Annotated in this window: 18 protein-coding genes; 6 read left to right on the top strand and 12 right to left on the bottom strand. The window is 58.2% G+C overall.

Annotation, left to right across the window (positions count from 1 at the left end; translation table 11 throughout):
- Positions 1–2: 2 nt before the first annotated feature.
- The 4 genes from AC2TEM_RS07625 to AC2TEM_RS07610 are packed head-to-tail and all read left to right on the top strand — an operon-like array spanning position 3 to position 3,902.
- A complete protein-coding gene (locus tag AC2TEM_RS07625; protein ID WP_170423995.1) occupies positions 3–998 on the top strand; it encodes an ABC transporter permease in 996 nt (331 codons plus the stop codon).
- Positions 998–2,098: a mandelate racemase/muconate lactonizing enzyme family protein gene (locus tag AC2TEM_RS07620; protein ID WP_170396135.1), complete on the top strand. Its 1,101-nt coding sequence runs from the start codon at positions 998–1,000 to the stop codon at positions 2,096–2,098. Before AC2TEM_RS07625 ends, AC2TEM_RS07620 begins: the two co-directional genes overlap by 1 nt.
- Positions 2,095–3,135 carry an alcohol dehydrogenase catalytic domain-containing protein gene (locus AC2TEM_RS07615; RefSeq protein ID WP_170423993.1) on the top strand — a complete coding sequence of 347 codons (1,041 nt, stop codon included), beginning with the start codon at positions 2,095–2,097 and terminating at the stop codon, positions 3,133–3,135. Before AC2TEM_RS07620 ends, AC2TEM_RS07615 begins: the two co-directional genes overlap by 4 nt.
- Positions 3,132–3,902: an SDR family oxidoreductase gene (locus AC2TEM_RS07610; protein ID WP_170396139.1), complete on the top strand. Its 771-nt coding sequence runs from the start codon at positions 3,132–3,134 to the stop codon at positions 3,900–3,902. The genes AC2TEM_RS07615 and AC2TEM_RS07610 overlap by 4 nt, the downstream gene beginning before the upstream one ends.
- 30 nt (positions 3,903–3,932) lie before the next feature.
- Here AC2TEM_RS07610 and AC2TEM_RS07605 read toward each other — a convergent pair whose 3' ends face one another.
- From AC2TEM_RS07605 to AC2TEM_RS07575, 7 genes are all read right to left on the bottom strand, one after another.
- Positions 3,933–4,352, bottom strand: a complete 420-nt coding sequence (locus AC2TEM_RS07605; RefSeq protein ID WP_170423991.1) for a secondary thiamine-phosphate synthase enzyme YjbQ — start codon at positions 4,350–4,352, stop codon at positions 3,933–3,935.
- A gap of 112 nt (positions 4,353–4,464) precedes the next feature.
- Entirely contained in the window at positions 4,465–5,328 is an 864-nt protein-coding gene (locus AC2TEM_RS07600) for a sugar phosphate isomerase/epimerase family protein (protein ID WP_170423990.1), read from the bottom strand.
- Positions 5,329–5,339: 11 nt separating this feature from the next.
- The gene (locus AC2TEM_RS07595) at positions 5,340–6,230 is read right to left on the bottom strand and encodes an NAD(P)-dependent oxidoreductase (RefSeq protein WP_170423988.1); all 891 of its coding nucleotides are present in this window, start codon (positions 6,228–6,230) and stop codon (positions 5,340–5,342) included.
- A gap of 224 nt (positions 6,231–6,454) precedes the next feature.
- Entirely contained in the window at positions 6,455–7,636 is a 1,182-nt protein-coding gene (gene uxuA, locus AC2TEM_RS07590) for a mannonate dehydratase (RefSeq protein ID WP_170609040.1), read from the bottom strand.
- On the bottom strand, positions 7,633–8,685 hold the full coding sequence (locus AC2TEM_RS07585) for a Gfo/Idh/MocA family protein (protein WP_170609038.1): 1,053 nt from the start codon (positions 8,683–8,685) through the stop codon (positions 7,633–7,635). Before AC2TEM_RS07585 ends, uxuA begins: the two co-directional genes overlap by 4 nt.
- The gene (locus AC2TEM_RS07580; protein ID WP_170423982.1) at positions 8,682–9,683 is read right to left on the bottom strand and encodes a Gfo/Idh/MocA family protein; all 1,002 of its coding nucleotides are present in this window, start codon (positions 9,681–9,683) and stop codon (positions 8,682–8,684) included. Before AC2TEM_RS07580 ends, AC2TEM_RS07585 begins: the two co-directional genes overlap by 4 nt.
- Positions 9,680–10,696: a Gfo/Idh/MocA family protein gene (locus tag AC2TEM_RS07575; RefSeq protein ID WP_170423980.1), complete on the bottom strand. Its 1,017-nt coding sequence runs from the start codon at positions 10,694–10,696 to the stop codon at positions 9,680–9,682. The genes AC2TEM_RS07580 and AC2TEM_RS07575 overlap by 4 nt, the downstream gene beginning before the upstream one ends.
- Positions 10,697–10,819: 123 nt before the next feature.
- On the opposite strand from AC2TEM_RS07575, the gene uxaC reads away from it, so the two are divergent.
- Both uxaC and AC2TEM_RS07565 read left to right on the top strand, forming a co-directional pair.
- Entirely contained in the window at positions 10,820–12,163 is a 1,344-nt protein-coding gene (gene uxaC / locus AC2TEM_RS07570) for a glucuronate isomerase (protein ID WP_170424502.1), read from the top strand.
- Positions 12,164–13,360: a mannitol dehydrogenase family protein gene (locus AC2TEM_RS07565; RefSeq protein ID WP_170423978.1), complete on the top strand. Its 1,197-nt coding sequence runs from the start codon at positions 12,164–12,166 to the stop codon at positions 13,358–13,360.
- Here the strand turns inward: AC2TEM_RS07565 and AC2TEM_RS07560 are convergent.
- The 5 genes from AC2TEM_RS07560 to AC2TEM_RS07540 all read right to left on the bottom strand — a co-directional run bounded on the left by AC2TEM_RS07560 (position 13,347) and on the right by AC2TEM_RS07540 (position 18,622).
- Positions 13,347–14,210 carry a sugar kinase gene (locus AC2TEM_RS07560; RefSeq protein WP_170423976.1) on the bottom strand — a complete coding sequence of 288 codons (864 nt, stop codon included), beginning with the start codon at positions 14,208–14,210 and terminating at the stop codon, positions 13,347–13,349. The two genes, AC2TEM_RS07565 and AC2TEM_RS07560, sit on opposite strands and share 14 nt — an antisense overlap.
- Positions 14,207–15,088 carry a DMT family transporter gene (locus AC2TEM_RS07555; RefSeq protein ID WP_170423974.1) on the bottom strand — a complete coding sequence of 294 codons (882 nt, stop codon included), beginning with the start codon at positions 15,086–15,088 and terminating at the stop codon, positions 14,207–14,209. The genes AC2TEM_RS07560 and AC2TEM_RS07555 overlap by 4 nt, the downstream gene beginning before the upstream one ends.
- 3 nt (positions 15,089–15,091) lie before the next feature.
- Complete coding sequence (locus tag AC2TEM_RS07550) at positions 15,092–16,054, bottom strand: NAD(P)-dependent oxidoreductase (RefSeq protein ID WP_480790355.1); 963 nt, start codon at positions 16,052–16,054, stop codon at positions 15,092–15,094.
- 64 nt (positions 16,055–16,118) lie between these two features.
- Positions 16,119–17,123, bottom strand: coding sequence for a Gfo/Idh/MocA family protein (locus AC2TEM_RS07545; RefSeq protein ID WP_170423972.1), 1,005 nt, complete (start codon positions 17,121–17,123; stop codon positions 16,119–16,121).
- Positions 17,120–18,622: a UxaA family hydrolase gene (locus tag AC2TEM_RS07540; RefSeq protein WP_480790356.1), complete on the bottom strand. Its 1,503-nt coding sequence runs from the start codon at positions 18,620–18,622 to the stop codon at positions 17,120–17,122. The genes AC2TEM_RS07545 and AC2TEM_RS07540 overlap by 4 nt, the downstream gene beginning before the upstream one ends.
- Position 18,623 lies beyond the last annotated feature (1 nt).

The following is an 18,623-nucleotide window of genomic DNA, read 5'->3' as shown; positions in this document are numbered from 1 at the left end:
CGATGTTGGATGAAACGGCTTTTGACCTGCGAAAATACCTTCGACGTAATTCGGCCTCGGTGACGGTGTGGATCGCACTGCTGGCTTTGATTCTGTTCGGGCTGATGCGCTATGACAACTTTGGCAGCGCCTACAATTTCTCGTCTTTCCTGAATTACAACGCGATGTTCATCGCGATTGCGCTGGGCATGTGTTTTGTGATCATGACCGGCGGGATTGATCTGTCGGTCGGATCCGTGGCGGCGTTTACCTCGGTTGTTGCGGCCTATCTCAGCCCGTATGGGATTCAGGTTGCGTTGCCGGGGGCCGTTCTTGCCGGGGTTGGTTTCGGGGCGATCAACGCCTTTTGCATAATCATCCTTCGGATCCCGCCCTTCATCGCCACGCTGGCCACCATGCTGGCCGCAAAAGGCGGCGCATTGGTGATTTCGGGCGCCCAGACAATTTCGGTCGATTGGGGGTCGAACTTCACCAAGCTTGGCATGGGGCAGGCGTTTGGCATGTTTCCATGGGCGATCGTCATCGTGGCCGGACTGACTCTGGCCCTTTGGTTGGTGCTGGAAAGAACAACCATCGGGCGGACCGTCTTGGCGATCGGTGGCAGCGAGGATGCCTCGAACCTCATGGGTCTCAAGGTCAATCGCGCCAAGGCTTTTGTCTACCTGCTGTCGGGGGGCTGTGCGGGGCTGGCCGGAATCTTTCTGGCCTCGGGTTTTGGAGCTGGGCAACCCCTTGAAGGCATCGGATGGGAATTGTCAGCCATCGCTTCCGTGGTTGTAGGCGGTACTTTGTTGACGGGTGGGATGGGATCGATCCCTGCGACGGTCGCCGGAGCGCTGTTGCTGGGGCTGGTCTTCAACGTTCTAAACTTTGAAAACGGTCAGGGCACCATCAGTTTCAGTGCCTATTGGCAAATGGTCATACGTGGAGGCTTTCTATTTGCGGTCATCCTTTTACAGTCTCGGGTTATTGCTAGGCAGCAGAAGGTCTTAGGTTAATGAATCGCATAGAAAGTGTATCAGCGCGGCTGTTCAACGTTCCGCTCGCCGAAGTCCTAGTCGATGCCAAACATGGGGATCACACGTTTTTTCAATTGATCACTGTCACCATTCAAACCTCTGATGGGGTCGAGGGGGTCGGGTATACCTACACCGGGGGCAAGGGTGGTCATGCCATCTTAGCGATGATCCAGCATGACCTGGCACCGTTCCTTGTTGGACAAGACGCCGAACAGATCGAAAGCCTGTACGATGCCATGCAGTGGCACGTGCACTACGTCGCACGGGGTGGGATCGCCTCGTTTGCCATCTCGGCCGTAGATATTGCACTGTGGGATATTCGCGGCAGAACGCAGAATGCGCCATTGTGGCAGATGGCCGGTGGAGCGTCCAAACGGTGCAAGGCCTATGCCGGCGGGATCGACCTGAATTTCTCGTTGGAGAAACTGCTGCGTCAGACCGAAGGGTACCTTGCGCGTGGGTTCAACGCAGTCAAGATCAAGGTCGGTCAACCAGACCTGGCCGACGATCTTGCACGTGCCCGGGCGGTACGCGAGATGCTGGGGCCGGACCGGTTCTTCATGGTCGATGCGAATTACTCTATGAGTGTCGAACAGGCCATCGTCGCTGCCAGAGGGTTCGCCGACTGCGATATCCTGTGGTTCGAGGAACCGACAATTCCAGACGACTACAAAGGTTATAGCCAAATTGTCGAAGCGACGGGCGTTCCCCTTGCCATGGGTGAAAACCTGCACACCATACACGAATTTGAATACGCCTTTGATGACGCGAAACTGAGTTTTATCCAGCCCGATGCCTCAAACTGCGGTGGAATCACCGGCTGGCTGCGCGTGGCCGCGCTAAGCGCACAGCACGGCATTCCGGTTTGCAGTCATGGGATGCAGGAACTGCACGTCAGCCTTGTCTCTGCGCAACCCAACGCAGGCTGGCTAGAAGTACACTCATTCCCGATAGACCAGTACACGACCCGTCCACTAGTTGTCGAAGACTGTCTGGCCGTGGCCCCGGATACCCCGGGAACCGGAGTGGAATTCGACTGGGACAAATTGAATGCGGAACACAAGGAGATGCATAGATGACGACCCAGACGATCACTGCCGCATACTACAGGGGCGATAAGAGCTTTGCAGTAGAGCAAGCCCAAGCGACAGATCCGGGTCCCGGCGAGGCTGCCATTCGTGTTGCCTATTGTGGGATTTGCGGGACGGATATGCACGTCTACCACGGCAACATGGATGCCCGCGTCGGCCTGAACCGGGTGATTGGGCATGAGATGTCAGGTGTGGTCGAAGCGGTGGGCGAGGGCGTCGATACGGTCGAACCCGGCCAGAAGGTCGTTGTCCGACCGCTTGATCATTGCGGAGAATGCCCAGCTTGCAAGCGGGGGCATCAGCATATCTGTCAGAATCTCAAGTTTCTCGGCCTCGACACCGATGGCGCGATGCAAGAGATCTGGACTGTTCCGGCCCACACGTTGCACGTTCTGCCGGATGACTTGCGCATGGATCACGCGGCGCTGATCGAGCCGGTTGCCGTTGCCTGCCACGATGTGCGGCTGTCTGACCTGCAACCTGGAGAGGACGTTGTCGTTATCGGCGGCGGCCCGATTGGCATCCTGGTTGCCATGGTTGCGCGGGACGCGGGTGGAAATGTCGTAATTTCCGAAGTGAATCCGAACCGTCTTGCGATAGCTGAAAAACTTGGCTTTGACACGATCAACCCAATCGAAACCGATCTGGTGTCCACAATCAACGCGCGCACGGGCGACAAAGGGGCAGATGTGGTTTTCGAAGTGTCGGGGACGCAGCCTGGTGTCGATGCAATGACCGCCGTTGCCGCGACTCGGGCCCGGATCGTAATGGTCGCGATTCATGCTCAAAAACCTCAGATAGACCTGTTCCAGTTCTTCTGGCGAGAGCTGCAACTGATCGGTGCTCGGGTCTATGAGCCAGAGGATTACGAGAAAGCCATTGCAGTTGTCGCCTCGGGCGGAGTGGACGCGGATGTTGTGATCACGGACATCAGCCCTCTGGCAGACATCCAGGCCGCGTTCGAAGCACTGGATCGCAGCCCAACCGCAATGAAAAGCCTGATCGAAGTAGGACCGCGTTCATGAGTGTTTTGCAAAGTTTCGACCTGACGGGAAAGACGGCCCTTGTGACCGGGTGCAAACGCGGTATCGGGCGCGGTATGGCCGAAGCATTGGCATCGGCCGGAGCCAATATCATCGGAGTGTCCGCCTCGCTCGAGCTGTCTGGCTCGGATGTCGAAAAAGCCGTGACGGCGATGGGACGCAATTTCCGGGCCTACCAATGCGACTTCTCGGATCGCGCCGCGCTGCATGGGTTCATTGATCAGTTGAGGGCCGACGGACAAACCCCTGATATACTTGTCAACAATGCCGGCACGATCAAACGCAAACCCGCCGCCGAACACCCGGACGACTGGTGGGACGAAGTGATGGAGGTGAACCTGTCCTCGCAGTTCGTTCTGTCACGCGAGATCGGCAAGGACATGCTGGCGCGCGGCTCGGGGAAGATCATCTTCACGGCATCGCTGCTGACATTTCAGGGTGGCATCACCGTTCCGGGCTATGCGGCCTCGAAAGGCGGGATTGGACAGCTGACCAAAGCCTTGGCCAACGAATGGGCCGGGCAGGGCGTAAACGTGAATGCGATCGCGCCTGGCTACATCGCGACCGACAACACCCAAGCCCTGCGGGATGATCCGGTCCGGTCGAAGTCGATCTTGGAACGAACACCCCAAGGCCGTTGGGGTACGCCTGTTGATTTTGCGGGACCGGTGGTCTTTCTGGCCTCCGCTGCGTCGGACTTCGTCAACGGTGAAATCCTTGTAGTCGACGGGGGCTGGATGGGGCGTTAGCACTGCCAACGCTCCATGTGATCCAAGGCATCACGTCCCGATGTAGTGCACCTTCAATCGGCGTGCCTTGGGTGCTTCCCGATGTTCGAACAGGTACAGGCTTTGTACGCGCCCCAGCGGAAGCTGCCCCTGTTCGACCGGGATCGATACCTGAGTTTGCGTCAACAGCGCCCGCAGATGCGATGGAGCGTTGTCGTCCTCGGTCGGGCGGTGGTGATACTTGCCTGGTGACTTGGGTACGAGTTTCTCGAAGAACGTCTCGATATCCTTGAGCACATCGGGATCGGCATTGGCCTGCACCAATAGCGCGGCACCGGTGTGGACGCACCAAAGGGTCAACAGGCCCGAGACAAATTCGTGTTCGGACACCGCACGCTGCACGATCCCGCTGATGTCTATGAGGGATTTGCCCGGCGTTTCAATGGACAGGTCAAAAAACTCTTGCTTCATCCAGCAGGCCCTTTCCTTGATTTCACGCGAACGCGCCCAGCTTTCTACACCCCATTTGGCATTCAGCAATGGGGATCAAACTTTTGATTTTGAACGCATATTGACTGCACGTTCATGCAAACAGGCTTTTGAACCTGTCCACACACAGACGAAAACCATCTTCGAAATTCCCGTTGCCGGGGTGATAAACGCTTTCGAAAGAAATGACGCCATCATAGCCGTCGGATCTGAGTGCGTCCGCGATGGGTTGGAACAATGGCGCAAGCTGACCTTCCCCCATGCGGCACACTTCCAGTGTTGCCCGCGGCGTGTCGACCTTTACGTCCTTGATATGAATGTGACCCAGATATCCGCCGCGCAGTTCTTCATAACCGTCCGGATATGCCAGTTCATGGCACCAGCAGTTGTTTCCGGGGTCCCACAGCACTTTCAAAGAGTCTTTTGCGTCCAACTCGTTAATCAGCTTGCGGGCTGTATAGTTGGAATTGACCAGCGTGCCGTTTCCGGTTTCCACGACAAGCGTCACGCCCTCAGCTCTTGCCAGTTCAACCGCCGGCGCGATCAGCGGCGGCATCGAGTCCCATACCCCATGCGCTACGTTCCACTTCTCGGCGCCGTTTTTTCCCCACAGTATCTGCTCTTTTCGTTGGGTCATGATCCGAACCAGCGGAGACCCAACAACATGCGCCATGTCGATTACGCGTTTCAAGGCGTCCATATGCCGAGTGTGGAGGTCGTCGCCGGGCCTATTGGCAGCTGTCATCCCCGCAAAGATATGGCGCGACAGACATGACACAGGCTTGCCCCGGTCGCGCAAAAGCGCGTCGATCTCGGCAATTTGCTGCGGGGAATGATCCCCGACCTCCGCATCGCCAACGAATTGAAGCTCTGCATAGTCCAGACCGAATTCGTCCATCACGTCAACGGCATGCAGCAAATCGCGGGAAATGCCGTCGCAAATCACACCTAGTTTCATGTCCGGTCCCCTCAGCGATGCAATTCTGCGTCAACGATTTCTTCGATGACGCGAGTACACACCCAGTTGTCACCATTCGGGTATTTTGTTTTTCCTGCGTGAAAGATCTGCATCGCGGATGATGCTGTGTGCATTGGAACGCCCAACGCACCGGCCAGTGCCAGCGAGATCGTCAGATCCTTGTGCATGGTTGCGATATGGCTGCCGGTGGCCTCGAACTTGCGATCAATGATGTTTTCAAGGGCGGAATTCACGACGCCGCACCCCGCGCTGGATGAGGAGAACACATCAAGTAATGCCTGACCGCTGACACCGGCTTTGGCCGCCAGGGCCGCAGCCTCGAATGTGGCGGAAAAGATCGATCCGATCAGGGATTGCAGGCAGGCTTTCACGGTTTGCCCGTCGCCAGCGTTTTCTCCGACTCGATGAATGGTTGCCGATACTGCCTGCATGACTTCGGCGTTTCGGTCCAGCGCATCCGCAGCACCGGCAGCCATCATCGTCAATGTGCCGTTCTGCGCGCCGGGAAACCCACCTGAGACCGGCGTGTCGATTAAGTTAATCCCCGAGCCTTCCATATCCTGCCCGATGGCGCGGGCTTCGGCCGGGGTAATGGTCGCCGACAGGATGACCGTTCCGCCTTTGGCCATGTTCGCAACCAGCCCGTTTTCACCCAGAATGACATCGCGGGCCTGATCTCCGTTCATTACCATGACAAACACACTGGCGGCGTGTCGACCGACCTGTCCCACGCTGTCCTTGGGCTGGCCGCCCATGTCAGCAAATGCCGTCATGCGCGTCTCGCTCAGGTCGAAACCTGATGTTTCAAAGCCATTCTTGATCAGGTTCTTGGCAAGGCCGCTGCCCATGTCGCCAAGACCTATTACGCCTGCAGTTTTCATTTGGACTCCTCCCGATATTTCGCCATTGCCGTATGGCAGACGTTTCGAAAAATGATGCCCAATCGCATCGGTTTTCGCGGGAGTTTCACGCGTCTTGTACAGACGTCGGGCGAGTCCGGAAGACACCCCGCTGCCCGTTTACGTATAGCAATTAAACGAAGAATGCGGCGCTCAGGCAAGCATAGAAGTGTTGCGGGCGAAAAGAAACCGCCTGATCCGACGCGTTAGGAGAACGTCGCCATGATGCCGCGCAGTTCCGCAAGCCCGCGCATACGCCCGATCAACGGATAGCCGGGAGTACTGTGTCCACCCAGATCGCTCAGCAGTTCTTGTCCGTGGTCGGGTCGCATCGGAATTTGCCAGTCGCAACGCCCTTGGGATTTGCGGCGGCGCTGTTCGTTCATCAGTTCGCGAATGGTGCCGACCATGTCGGTGTCGCCCTCCAGATGCGGGGCCTCAAAGAAGTCCGGTTTCTGGCTGTCTAATCCGGCGATGCGTTTGGTATTCCGCAGATGGACAAAGTGAATTCGGTCGCCATGCCTGCGCACGAAGTCCGGCCCATCAAATTCGGGAGACACTCCCAGCGATCCGGTACACAACGTTGCGCCGTTCGCCAACAAATCAACCGCATCCAGAACGGCGCCGTAGTTATCGGTACTGGACATGATCCGCGGCAGACCAAGCAACGAGAACGGCGGATCATCTGGATGACAGCACAAGCGTAGTTCCAGTTCTTGGGCGACTGGGGCGACTTCTGACAGGAAGTCGATCAGGTTTGCGCGAAGCCGGTCACGATCTATATGAGCATAGGTCTGCAACAAAGCGCGCACGTCCTGCACGCTCCACTGATCGTTGGCGCCGGGCAACCCCGCAGTGACATTGTGTTGCAACTGGGCCTTGGATTCATCCGACATGCGCAAGAAGCGATCCTTGGCCGTTTGCTGGACGACGCTGGAATAGTCTTCGGACGCGCCCGGACGTTCAAGAATATGTATGTCGAAAACAGCAAAATCGGTCAGGTCGAACAGCATGGCCGTTCCGCCGTGCGGCTGCGGGGCGCGAAGGGCGGTGCGCGTCCAATCCAGGATTGGCATGAAGTTGTAGCAAACGACTTTGATGCCACGGGCGGACAGGGCCCTGAGGCTGGACTTATACGCCTGCAGATGTTCAGCCATGTCTGCGGACTGTGTTTTGATCGCCTCGGAGACGGGCAGGCTTTCGACAACGTCCCAACTGTACCCGGCAGTAGCCAGAACTGCCTGCCGATCGGCGATGCTTGGTTCGTCCCAGGGCTGTCCCGGCGGGATGTGATGCAGCGCGGTAACGATGCCTTGAACCCCGACTTGATGGAGAGCGGTAAGGGCGATCGGATCATCGGGTCCGAACCAACGCCAGCATTGTTTCATGGCAGCCACCCTTCATACAGCGGGTGATCGGACCTGATGGGAAGAGCAACTCGCTGCCCGGTGCGCGCCGCGTGATAAATCGCTGTCACAAGGCCGATGGATGCAGCGCCATCCTTCAGCGTAACGGCCGAATTTGCCTCGGACCGCAGCGCCCTGCCGACTTCGGTAAAGAACCCTTCGAAACCTGTTGGCTCGTCAGTGGCGGCTGCAAGGGCCTCGTCGATAGCGGCTTGATTCACAGGGTCTCGCGCGACGAATGTCCAGGGCGTTTGACCCGGGGCATAGGGTTCGGTGCCAGAGGTGGCGGTCACCTTTTCAAAGACGAGCCGCAGGCGGGTTTCGTCCGTGGCGGCGCCCAGGGTGATATTGCTTGTACACAAAGCTCCGGAAGTCATGCCAAAGCAGATCGCGGCGCAGTCTTCGGTCTCGATCGGGTTGACCCGCGTTGTGGCCATTGCAGACACCCAGGCGATATCACCCGCGATATGAGTCAGCAGATCATGGTTGTGGATGGCATGGCCCAGCACTGCGCCGCCGCGTTCACCAGCCCATGTTCCCCGCCACGGCACCGCGTAATAGTCTGCCCCGCGGGACCAATGGGTCTCAAGCGCGGCAGTTTGGACCGCTCCGGTCAGGCCTGCGCGTTGCAGGTGGCGCAGTTGGGCCAGTGACGGCCCCCACCGGTATTGAAACACCGGAAACACCTGCTTGCCCGCGCTGCGTGTGGCTGCCGTGATCCGATCCACATCTTGCATCGAGGTCGCAAGAGGCTTTTCGCAGACAACGTGTTTTCCTGCGGCCAGTGCTGCAAGGGTGGTCGGTACATGCAGATGGGGCGGCAGGCAGATGTCGATGACATCAATCGCCGGATCATCAAGAGCGTCCTGAATGTTGGTTAGTGCCCGAAAATCCGAGTTCTGCCGTATCTGTTCGATCCGGTCCGTATTCTGGTCGACCACGGCGGCTACGCGAAAGGTGCGGTCAAGCCGTTCCAGAGCGTCCAGATGTTGCGCACCGATACCTGCGCCAAGGATCGCAACGTTGATCATCTGCGTTCCGCCACTTCCTGCGCGTGCAGTGCCAGTTCCATGACCGTAAAGCAGTGGGTCTGTGTCATCGCGGTTTCGGTCCGGTTGCGGATGTCATCGGCCAGGCGCGCGAAGTAGGGAAGGCCGGCGTCGGCTGCGTCGATCTTTTGGCAGGTTTCACCATTGACGAGGATCAGATGGTCTGTCCCTGAGGCCCCACCCACATCGACGTATTTCCGCAACTCGATATATCCTTCGGTTCCGAGGATCGTCAGACGACCATCCCCCCAGTTTGGCAAGGCATCCGGCGTGAACCAGTCAACCCGGATGTACCCGGTGCCATTCTCGCTTCTTAGATTGAGTTCTCCGAAATCCTGCAATCCGGGATCTTTGGGGTTTGCGTAGTTCGCCACATAAGCGTTCGTGATTTCTGCGGTTTTCGAACCTGTGTAATGCAAGAACTGATCGATTTGATGCGAGGCGATGTCGGTCAGAATGCCGCCATAGCGGTCACGCTGAAAAAACCAATCCGGCCGGGTTGCCCGGTTCAATCGGTGCGGGCCAAGCCCAACCGTCTGGATCACGCGCCCGATGGCACCGGACTCGACCAACTCGGTCGCCCGGGTGCTGACGGGCGTTTCAAATCGTTCGGAATAATTCACCGACCAGATTCGACCAGTGTCGGCGACCGCTAGCTTGATCTGGTCGAGTTGCTCGAACGTCGTGCAGCCCGGCTTGTCGCTCATGACATCCATGCCGTTTTGCATGGCGCGGATCGTCAACGCGGCCCTATCTGCCGGTATCGCCGAAATCAGCGCCAGATCCGCCCCACTGGTTAGGGCGTCTTCCAGTCGGGCCAGCCGCGGAATATCGGGAAACCTTTTGACGTAGCCCGGCAGCGTTTCCGGATCGCCTTGTGTCCAGTAGCCAACGCAGTCCACGCCGATTTTACGCATGTTTTCCGTCATGCCATAGATATGGCGGTGGTCCAGGCCAAGGGCGACGCAGGTCAGGCTCATGAGATGACTCGTGTTTTCTGGCCGGTTCGATTGGCGATCTGCATCGCGTCTATGACGGCGTGGGTCAAAAGGGCACTGCGTCCGGTGGCCATGGGCAGCGTGCCATCGGCAACAGCCTTGGCGAAATCCTCGATGACCGCCTGATGCCAAGCATGGGTGAACGCCATGGGATCGGCCCCTCCGCCTGTAGCGGACGTTTCGCCAACCGTGGATTTATGACCATCGAAAGTCGTTAAGGTCAGGACACCTGACTCCAGATGCGCTTTGGCGCGTGTGCCTTGGATGGTAATGGACTCAGCGGCCCCGGGATATTCGGCAGTAGTCGCCATCATAGTGCCCACTGCGCCGCTATCCATTTCAAAGATTGCACCTGCCCAATCCTCAGCTTCGAGATCGTGTAACGGAGTTTTTCTCATCATGGCTTGAATGTCCGAGATCGGCCCCAGCAGCCACATCGCAAGGTCAAGCGTGTGGATTGCCTGCGAGATCATGACACCGCCTCCGTCGCGCGCATAAGTGCCGCGACCCGGCTCGTCATAGTAGCTCTGATCGCGCCACCAGGGGACACGGATCTCCACCGTGGCGATCGCGCCTAGCTCACCCTGTTCAATGGCTGATTTCAGCGTCTGCGAGGCGGCGCGGGCGCGGTGCTGAAAGACTATGCCCAGCGGCACACCGGATACCTCGCACTGCTCGACGATGGCCGTCGCGGCGCCCAGCGTTCTCTCGATGGGCTTTTCCATCAGGATCGGTTTCGAAGCGCTCGAAAGAACCCGAACCAACTCTGAGCGCTGATCGGGCGGTGTTGCGATGATCGCAAAGTCGACGTTTGGGTCGTCTGCGATTTCCTCGATCGAGCCGAATGCGCGGGTGCCGTTTCGCCGCGCGAACCCAGCTGCTTTTTCAGAGTTGCGCCCGAGGACGCCGGCAAGACTGAGGCCTTGATCCGATGCTTGAATGGCAGCGACATGCGTGCCCGAAACCATCCCCAAACCAATCAGCGCAATATTCATTCATTCCCCCGGATCACACGGTCAGTCTGCGGGTTCGAACGGGAAAGATGCAACCATTAAAAACTGTGTTAACAATTGCGGGCAGCAGTATCGGAGGCAGAATTGACTGGCAATTTGAATGGCATGGCAGAAAACCTGTACTTGGGCATCAAGGACCTGCCAATCGTGTCTCCGCATGGTCACTGCGATCCGGGGTGGTTTGCAACCGATGAGCCGTTTCCCAACCCGGCAGAGCTGCTTGTGGTTCCCGACCATTACGTATTCCGTATGCTCTATTCGCAGGGCGTTCCTTTGTCCGAACTTGGCGTTGGGGAAGAGGGGCGAAAGAAGGATCCACGCGCCGTTTTTCGCACCTTTGCCAAACACTGGCATCTGTTTCTGGGAACGCCATCCCGGATCTGGATGAGCTACGTGCTGCACGAAACGCTGGGCGTGTCTGAAGAGTTGTCTTTGCGCACGGCTGACCTGATTTATGATAAAATCTCAGAAAAGCTGGCGCGACCCGAATTTCGTCCGAGGGCTTTGTTCGACAGGTTTGGGATCGAGGTTCTGGCCACCACGGATTCCGCTCTCGATGGCCTCGTGGAGCATCAAGAGATCCGTGCAAGCGGTTGGGGCGGGCGGGTTGTTCCGACGTTCCGCCCAGACGGGGTTTTGGATGGGGCGGACCCGGAGTTCGTACAGAACCTGAACAAGTTGGCCGAGCTGACAGGCTGCGATCTGGGCAGCTATGATGGCTACCTCAACGCGCTGCGAATGCGGCGGGCTTATTTCATCCAGCTGGGATGTACTGCCACCGACCACGGTATCGAACGCGTACAGACCGAGTGGCTGGACGACCCGGATGCGCTGTACCAGCGGCTGAGACGGCGGGAAGGTACCGAACAGGATGCTCGCCGGTTCTATGGGCATATGCTGATCGAAATGGCGCAGATGTCTGTCGATGATGGTCTGACAATGCAGATACATGCTGGCAGCAAGCGCAACACGAACCACGCGGTACTGCGGGACTTCGGACGGGACAAGGGGGCCGACATTCCAATCGCAATGGATTGGGTCACGGGCCTTGAGGCGCTGTTGAACCGGGTCGGTAACTCGGCGGAACTGCGCATCATACTTTTCACATTGGACGAAAGCACCTATGCCCGTGAATTGGCCCCGATGGCGGGACATTGGCCGTGCCTTAGGATCGGGCCGCCTTGGTGGTTCCACGACAGCCCAGCCGGGATTGCGCGGTATTTCGATCAGGTCGTTGAAACGGCCGGATATTACAATCTGGCCGGATTCAATGACGACACGCGGGCTTTCCTGTCCATTCCTGCACGTCACGACCTGTGGCGAAGGGGTGTGGCGATTCATCTGGCCGAGCAGGTTGCGCGCGGCTATTTCGATCGGGACAGTGCCGAGCATCTGGCGCGATTGCTGGCGGTCGATCTGGCGAAACAAGTTTACGGGTTGCAAAGGTAAATGGGTACAATTCTTCATTTCGGCCTTGGAAACTTTGCCCGGGCGCATTTGCTGGATTACACGGATCAAGCGGGCGGATGGGACGTTGTCGGCGTCAGCCTGCGTTCATCCTCGGTTCGGGATGGATTGGCCCGACAGGATTTCGAGTACGATTTGTGCGTACAGGGGCAGGGAGTCCGGCGCATCAAAGCTCTGCGTGACGTTCTGGTCGCGCCCAAGGATCGCGCAGAGATGTTCGATGTGATGGCGGATGCCGAGATCATTTCGGCAACCGTTACCGAGAAAGGTTATCACTTGGACGCCGCGGGCAAGCTGAACCTTCAGGACCCGGCGATTGCCGCCGATCTGGCAGGGCAAGGGCCTGCGACGCTGATCGGGTTTTTAGCTTATGGCCTTGCGGAACGGAGCAAGCCAGTAACGGTACTAAGTTGTGACAATCGCATGGAAAACGGCAAGACGCTCGAAACGGCAGTTGCCGATTTTGCGGAAGCAGCCGGTCTGGACGTGAATTGGGACTCTGTTCGCTTTCCCAACGCGATGGTCGACCGGATCACCCCGGCTACCACGGACGCCGTTCGCGCAATCAGCGGCGATCCTATGGCTGTTCCGACCGAGGCGTTCTCGGAGTGGGTGATCGAAGACAGTTTCGCCGGTCCACACCCGGATTGGCCGGGAGTGCAACTGGTCGATGACGTAGCCCCGCACGAGATGCGAAAGCTGCGCATGCTGAACGGTGCCCATTCCCTGTTGGCTTATGCCGGGTTGGAGCGGGGCCTGACCTACGTCCACGAAGCGGTTCAAGACCCGGTTTTGCGCCCGCTGGTTTCTGAGTTGATGAAGGATGCGGGCGCAACGCTGCCCGCTGCACTGCAAGCACAGGTTCCGGATTATGCCGAGGCTTTGTTACGCCGCTTTGAAAACCCCGAGCTGGCGCACCGTCTGGACCAAATCGCAATGGATGGCAGCCAGAAGCTGCCGTATCGGTTTGTTCCCACACTCCGTGAGACCGGCTCTCAGGCGGTGATTGCAGGGATGCGGGCCTGGATCTCTTTTTGCATGTCCGAGATCGCAAAGGGCAGGGCGCTGAACGATCCTTGCGCGTCGGAAATTGCCACGGCCGTCAAGCAGCCGGACCCGGTAGCGCTGCTTTTGGGTCTCGTTGGCGCTGAGGATCTCGCGCCACTTATCCGGGAATGATCGCGCCGCGGAATTGAACAACGGTGGAAGCCAAATTGTGCCCAGTCATCAGGGCGTCGGCCTGTGATTTCCCCATCAGCAAGGCCGCGAGGTACCCACCGTTGAAACTGTCGCCCGCCGCTGTCGTATCCAGCACGTTTTTGGCAGGTTCATAGGTTTGGTCAGTGTTCTGACCGATGGACAAAGGGCCATTCTCTCCGCGTTTCAACGCACCAACACCGTGATGATCGGCAAAGCGTGCAGCCACCTGGTCCGCGCTTTCCCCGAACAATGCCATCTCGTCGTCAATGGACGGCAGGGCAATGTCTGCACGTTGCCAAAGCCGTTGGTTAATCTGCCGAGCGTGTTGGACGCTGTCCCAAAGACGCGGACGAAAGTTGCTGTCATATACCAACCGAACGGAAGAGCCTTCGAGCCAATCCAGAAGCGCAAGCCTGACTGCATGCGGAAGAATGGCCACGGAAATCCCTGACAAGTACAGCACGTCGTAACCGTTCAGCGGGCTGAAGTCGTGATCGGCAAAAAGCTGGCGGGCGGCCGCCTCGCTGCGCCAATAGGTAAAGCTGCGTTCACCGTCCGCAGATGTCGTGATCGCGTATAGTCCCGGAGAGGCGTTCGGAATGATGCGGATGCCGGATGTTCCGATGTCATGACTGGCGATGAAGTCCACGATACGCCTTGAGAACGGATCGTCGCCTAGACATGTCACATACTCCACCTGCAGGTCAGGCGCGGCACGGTGCATGTAGATGGCCGTGTTCAGCGTATCCCCCGCGACGCCCACCTTCGCGCCGGTTTCCAGCATGGACAATTCGATCATTGCTTCGCCGATGCAGGCAATTCGCGTCATTTCTTTTCTCTTTTCCAGATGATGAGACCGGCAGCCATGATCAGCGCAGCCCCCGCCAACGTGAATGCGTCCGGTACTGTGTCAAAGAACAGATAACCCCAGATTGCCACGTAGATTAGGAACGAATAGGTGAATGGCATCAACTGGTTCGCCGTTCCAAACCGATGCGCGTTCGTCAGCAGCTGATGCCCGCACCAGCCAAACACACCAAGGCCGATCAGTACAATCAGGCTCCACGTGTTTTCTGGCTGGACCCAAAACCAGATGGCGAACGGCAACAGGACCACCGTACCGGTAAGCCCGAGGTAGAATTGCATAGTGTCCACGGCAACGACCCCGGACAGCCTGCGCGTCATAATCGAGTACAAAGCCAAAGCGGTGGCATTATATACGATCAGCAGCATGGTCGGATGAAAGGCCGAACCAAACGGCCGTACGACAACCAACACCCCCAGAAAGCCCAGGATTATAGCCGCCCAACGCCATGGGCCCACGCTTTCTTTCAATACAAAGACGGACAGAAAGCACACGATGACCGGGCTGGAGAACATGATTGCCGACACAACGGTCAGTGGCAAAAACCGTAGGGCATAAAAATTGAAAACGGTCGCCGAGATCAGCAGCAAGGCCCGGCTTATCACCTGCCATGGATGGGCAGTCTTGAACCGACCGGCCTCTATCCCGCCCTTGGCGATCACGCCCACTGAGATCACGAAGTGCCCCGCATAGCGCATGAACGCCAACTGAAATGCTGGCACTCCGGCCAACGCCAACCACTTGGCCCCAAGGTCAACCAACGAAAAGAACAGCCACGCCATCAGCATCAGCACAATGCCAAGGCGCGGCAGGTCAGCGGTGGGGTTGGCGGAGACGGCCATCGATCAGGTGTTGAAGCGCTTGACGTAGTAGTCAACCATCTGGCTTACCATGTCATCCGCCTGACCGTGGTCGCGGGCGTCATTCAGCGCCGAAAGCGCGCCCTGCGACATCACGCTGGTAACGCCTGCCTCGCGCGCCATTCGGTCATAATACCCGAGGTCTTTTGCCGCGTTCTTGATGGCAAAGGCCAGCTGATTTGGGTCGCTCTCAACGCCATAGGCTTTGACGAAATCCATCATTCCGGAATGCAGCGGCCCTGCGGCCATCACATCATAAAGCTGCTTGCGGTCAACACCGGTGATGTCAGCCATGGCAAAGGCTTCGGCCATCGCGTTCGCAACGGTCATTCCGAAGAAGTTGTTGATCAGCTTGATCGTGTGTCCGGACCCAACGGGGCCAAGGTAAAAAACGTTTTCGCCCAAATCTTTCAGTATCGGCTCTGCCTTGTCAAAGGCAGCCTTGTCGCCAGATGTCATGATGTTGAGCTTGCCTTCCAGCGCGTGTGAAGGTGTCCGGCCAAGCGGTGCATCAAGATAGCTTCCGTCGGCTGCAGCAACCTCCTCGGCCAAGGCGCGTGTGCTGCCAGGAAGCGAGGTGCCAAAGTCGATGACAATCGCGCCGGACTTCAATCCCGCAATCACTCCATCTGCACCGTGCATTCGGCTCTCGACCTGTTCGGAGGTGCCCATGCACAGCATCACGATGTCGCTGGCCTGAGCCAGTTCTTGGGCGTTTCGCATCTCGCGGGCGCCTCGGTCAATCGCGGCGTCCAGGTACGTGCGGTCACGGTTTCCCAATACAGCGACCGAATATCCTTGGTCCAACAGTCGGCTCACCATGGCTCCGCCCATTAGTCCCAAGCCGATAAACCCGATTGATGGTTTGCTCATTGGTTTCCCTTTCCGTGAATGTGTTTGGTTTTCATTCTTGTGTTTGGTGCGGGCGACTTTGCAGTTTGAATACACATATTGCCCAGCGGATAATCATTGGTTTTTGAGTGGTCCGGTATTTCGCCGGGCCGCGTGTCAATCAGGCCGGCGCCCGCGCCCGAGTTGTTCGCGCCCTTAACCCCTGTTCGATCAATGATGTGATCTCGAGCGTCCGGGCTGCATCCTCGACGTCGATCAGAGGAGGGGCGCCGTCGATCACGTCAAGGAAGTGATCCAGTTGCGCTTCAAGCGGTGCGCGTTGCTGTTCCGGTCGTGTAAGTTGGTCTTTTTGGGCCGCAGTGCCCCAATCCTGTCCGCGCCACAGGGTCATGGAAGGAAAACTCACAGCGCCACTGGTTCCCGTGATCCAGATCATGTCCTGATGGGTCGTGCCGATGTTCGGGTTTTCGCCGGTTCCGGCCTCAAACCCCCAGGGGCTGGGTGCGGTATCGGCAAAGCTGATAGTGCCCGTCGCGCCGTTTTCGAATGCGATCGCGACAGCCCCGCTTTCTATCCGTTCCGATCCGCGGATGGGCGCTCCGGGCAGGGCGACGACATCCGAGATTTCTCCGATCACAAAGCGCAGGACATCGATATCATGCACCAGATTGATCATGACTGGGCTGCCATCGGAAGTCCGCCAGTTCTGTTCAAAATAGCTGTCGGGTTTGCGCATGGCCCACAGCAACGAGACATTGATGACTTGTCCGATCGTACCTTGCGCGATCACCTCCTTCAGGTGTTGCAAGATTGTATGATACCGCCGATGGTGGCCTACAAGGCTGCGGACATTGGCCTGGCGAACGGCCGTCTTCAGGCGCAGTGCATCATCGACCGACGCGGCAACCGGCTTTTCGATCAGCATGTGCCAACCGCGGGATGCGGCCAGAATGCCATGTTCGGCATGCAGGCGGGTCGGAGTGGCGATGATGACGCCATCTACCGGGTCCTGCACCTCGTCCATACTGGCAAAACGCGGCGCGTCGATCTGGATCGAGCCATCTGGATCGGCCAACCCGACCAACATGCAGCCGGGATGCTCAATCACGGCGCGGACGTGGCGGATACCGATTAATCCGCCGCCGGCTACAAGGATCCGTTTCACATCACCGCTCCGATTTGCCAGGGAACAAATTCGTAGTCACCCAAGCCCTGCGCCTCGGACTTGGTCCGCGCGCCGGAGGCGACTTGGAGCAGCCGTCGGTATATTTCCTGTCCTTTTTCCTCGACGCTGGCGCCTTTGGTCAGAATGTCGCCCGCATCCACGTCCATGTCTTCGGGCATGCGTGCTGCCAATTCAGAGTTGGTAGCGATTTTCAGCGTGGGTGCCGGTTTGGACCCAAATGCAGAGCCGCGTCCCGTGGTGAAGCACACAAGGTTGCACCCAGCCGCGATCTGCCCGGTCACAGAGGCCGGGTCATATCCGGGGCTGTCCATGAAGGTGAAGCCTTTGGCGGTGATGGGTTCGGCGTATTTGAATACACCGGTCAAAGGGGTGGTGCCGCCCTTCGCCGCTGCCCCCAGCGACTTCTCTAGGATGGTCGTCAGACCCCCTTGCTTGTTGCCGGGGCTTGGGTTGTTGTCCATCGAACCGTGATTGCGAGCGGTATAGTCCTGCCACCAATCGATCAGTCCGATCAGTTTTTCCCCAGTTGTGCGACTAAGGGCGCGGCGGGTCAAAAGGTGTTCGGCTCCGTAAATTTCGGGTGTTTCCGCAAGGACACCTGTGCCGCCTTGCGCAACCAACAGGTCGCAGGCATGTCCGAGCGCCGGGTTCGCGGTCACGCCGGACCAAGCGTCCGAGCCACCGCATTGCAGCGCAACCATCAGTTCGGACGCCGGGGCTTCGCTGCGCCTCGCCTCATTGGCAATGGGAAGCATCTGGTTGATCTTGTTGATGCCCATTTCCACGGTCCGACGCAATCCGGCGACGTTCTGGATGTTCATCGTCTGGAAGGTGGGACTTTGCTTCAGCCCATACGCGTCCAGCAGCCAGTCGATCTGGTTCATCTCGCAGCCTAGACCGACCATCAGAACGGCAGCGTGGTTGGGGTGTTTTGCAAACCCCCACATGACCCGTTGAAGGGCTTCAAAACCGTCGCCGGAATCGGCCATTCCGCAGCCCGTTCCGTGGACAAAGGCCACCACGCCGTCGACGTTCGGAAACTTGGCCAGCTTGTCCGGCGTGAAGTGATTGGCGATCATGCGGGCCGCAGTTGCCGAACAGTTCACTGTGGTCAGAACCGCGATGTAATTGCGCGTGCCGACCCGACCGCTGTCCCGGTGGTAGCCCATGAATGTATCGACCGAGTTGGCGGGTTTCGTGGGCCTGTGATCCGTCGCAAACTCGTAGTTCACGCTGGTGTTCCGGAACTCGACATTGTGGGTGTGTACATGGTCACCGGGTTCGATCGGTTGGGTGGCGTAACCGATGATCTGGGCGTATTTTCTAACCGGATCGCCGAGTGCAAGATTCCGCGTGGCGACCTTGTGCCCCGGGGGTATGCGCGCATTGGTCGTGACATCCTCGACCATACTGCCGGCCTCCAGGTGCCGACTTGCAACCACCACGCTATCCGTTCGATCTAAACGTACAAAAGTCATA

It is taken from the genome of Ruegeria sp. HKCCD3925, assembly GCF_057221175.1.
This window is presented reverse-complemented; position numbering and strand designations above follow the sequence as displayed.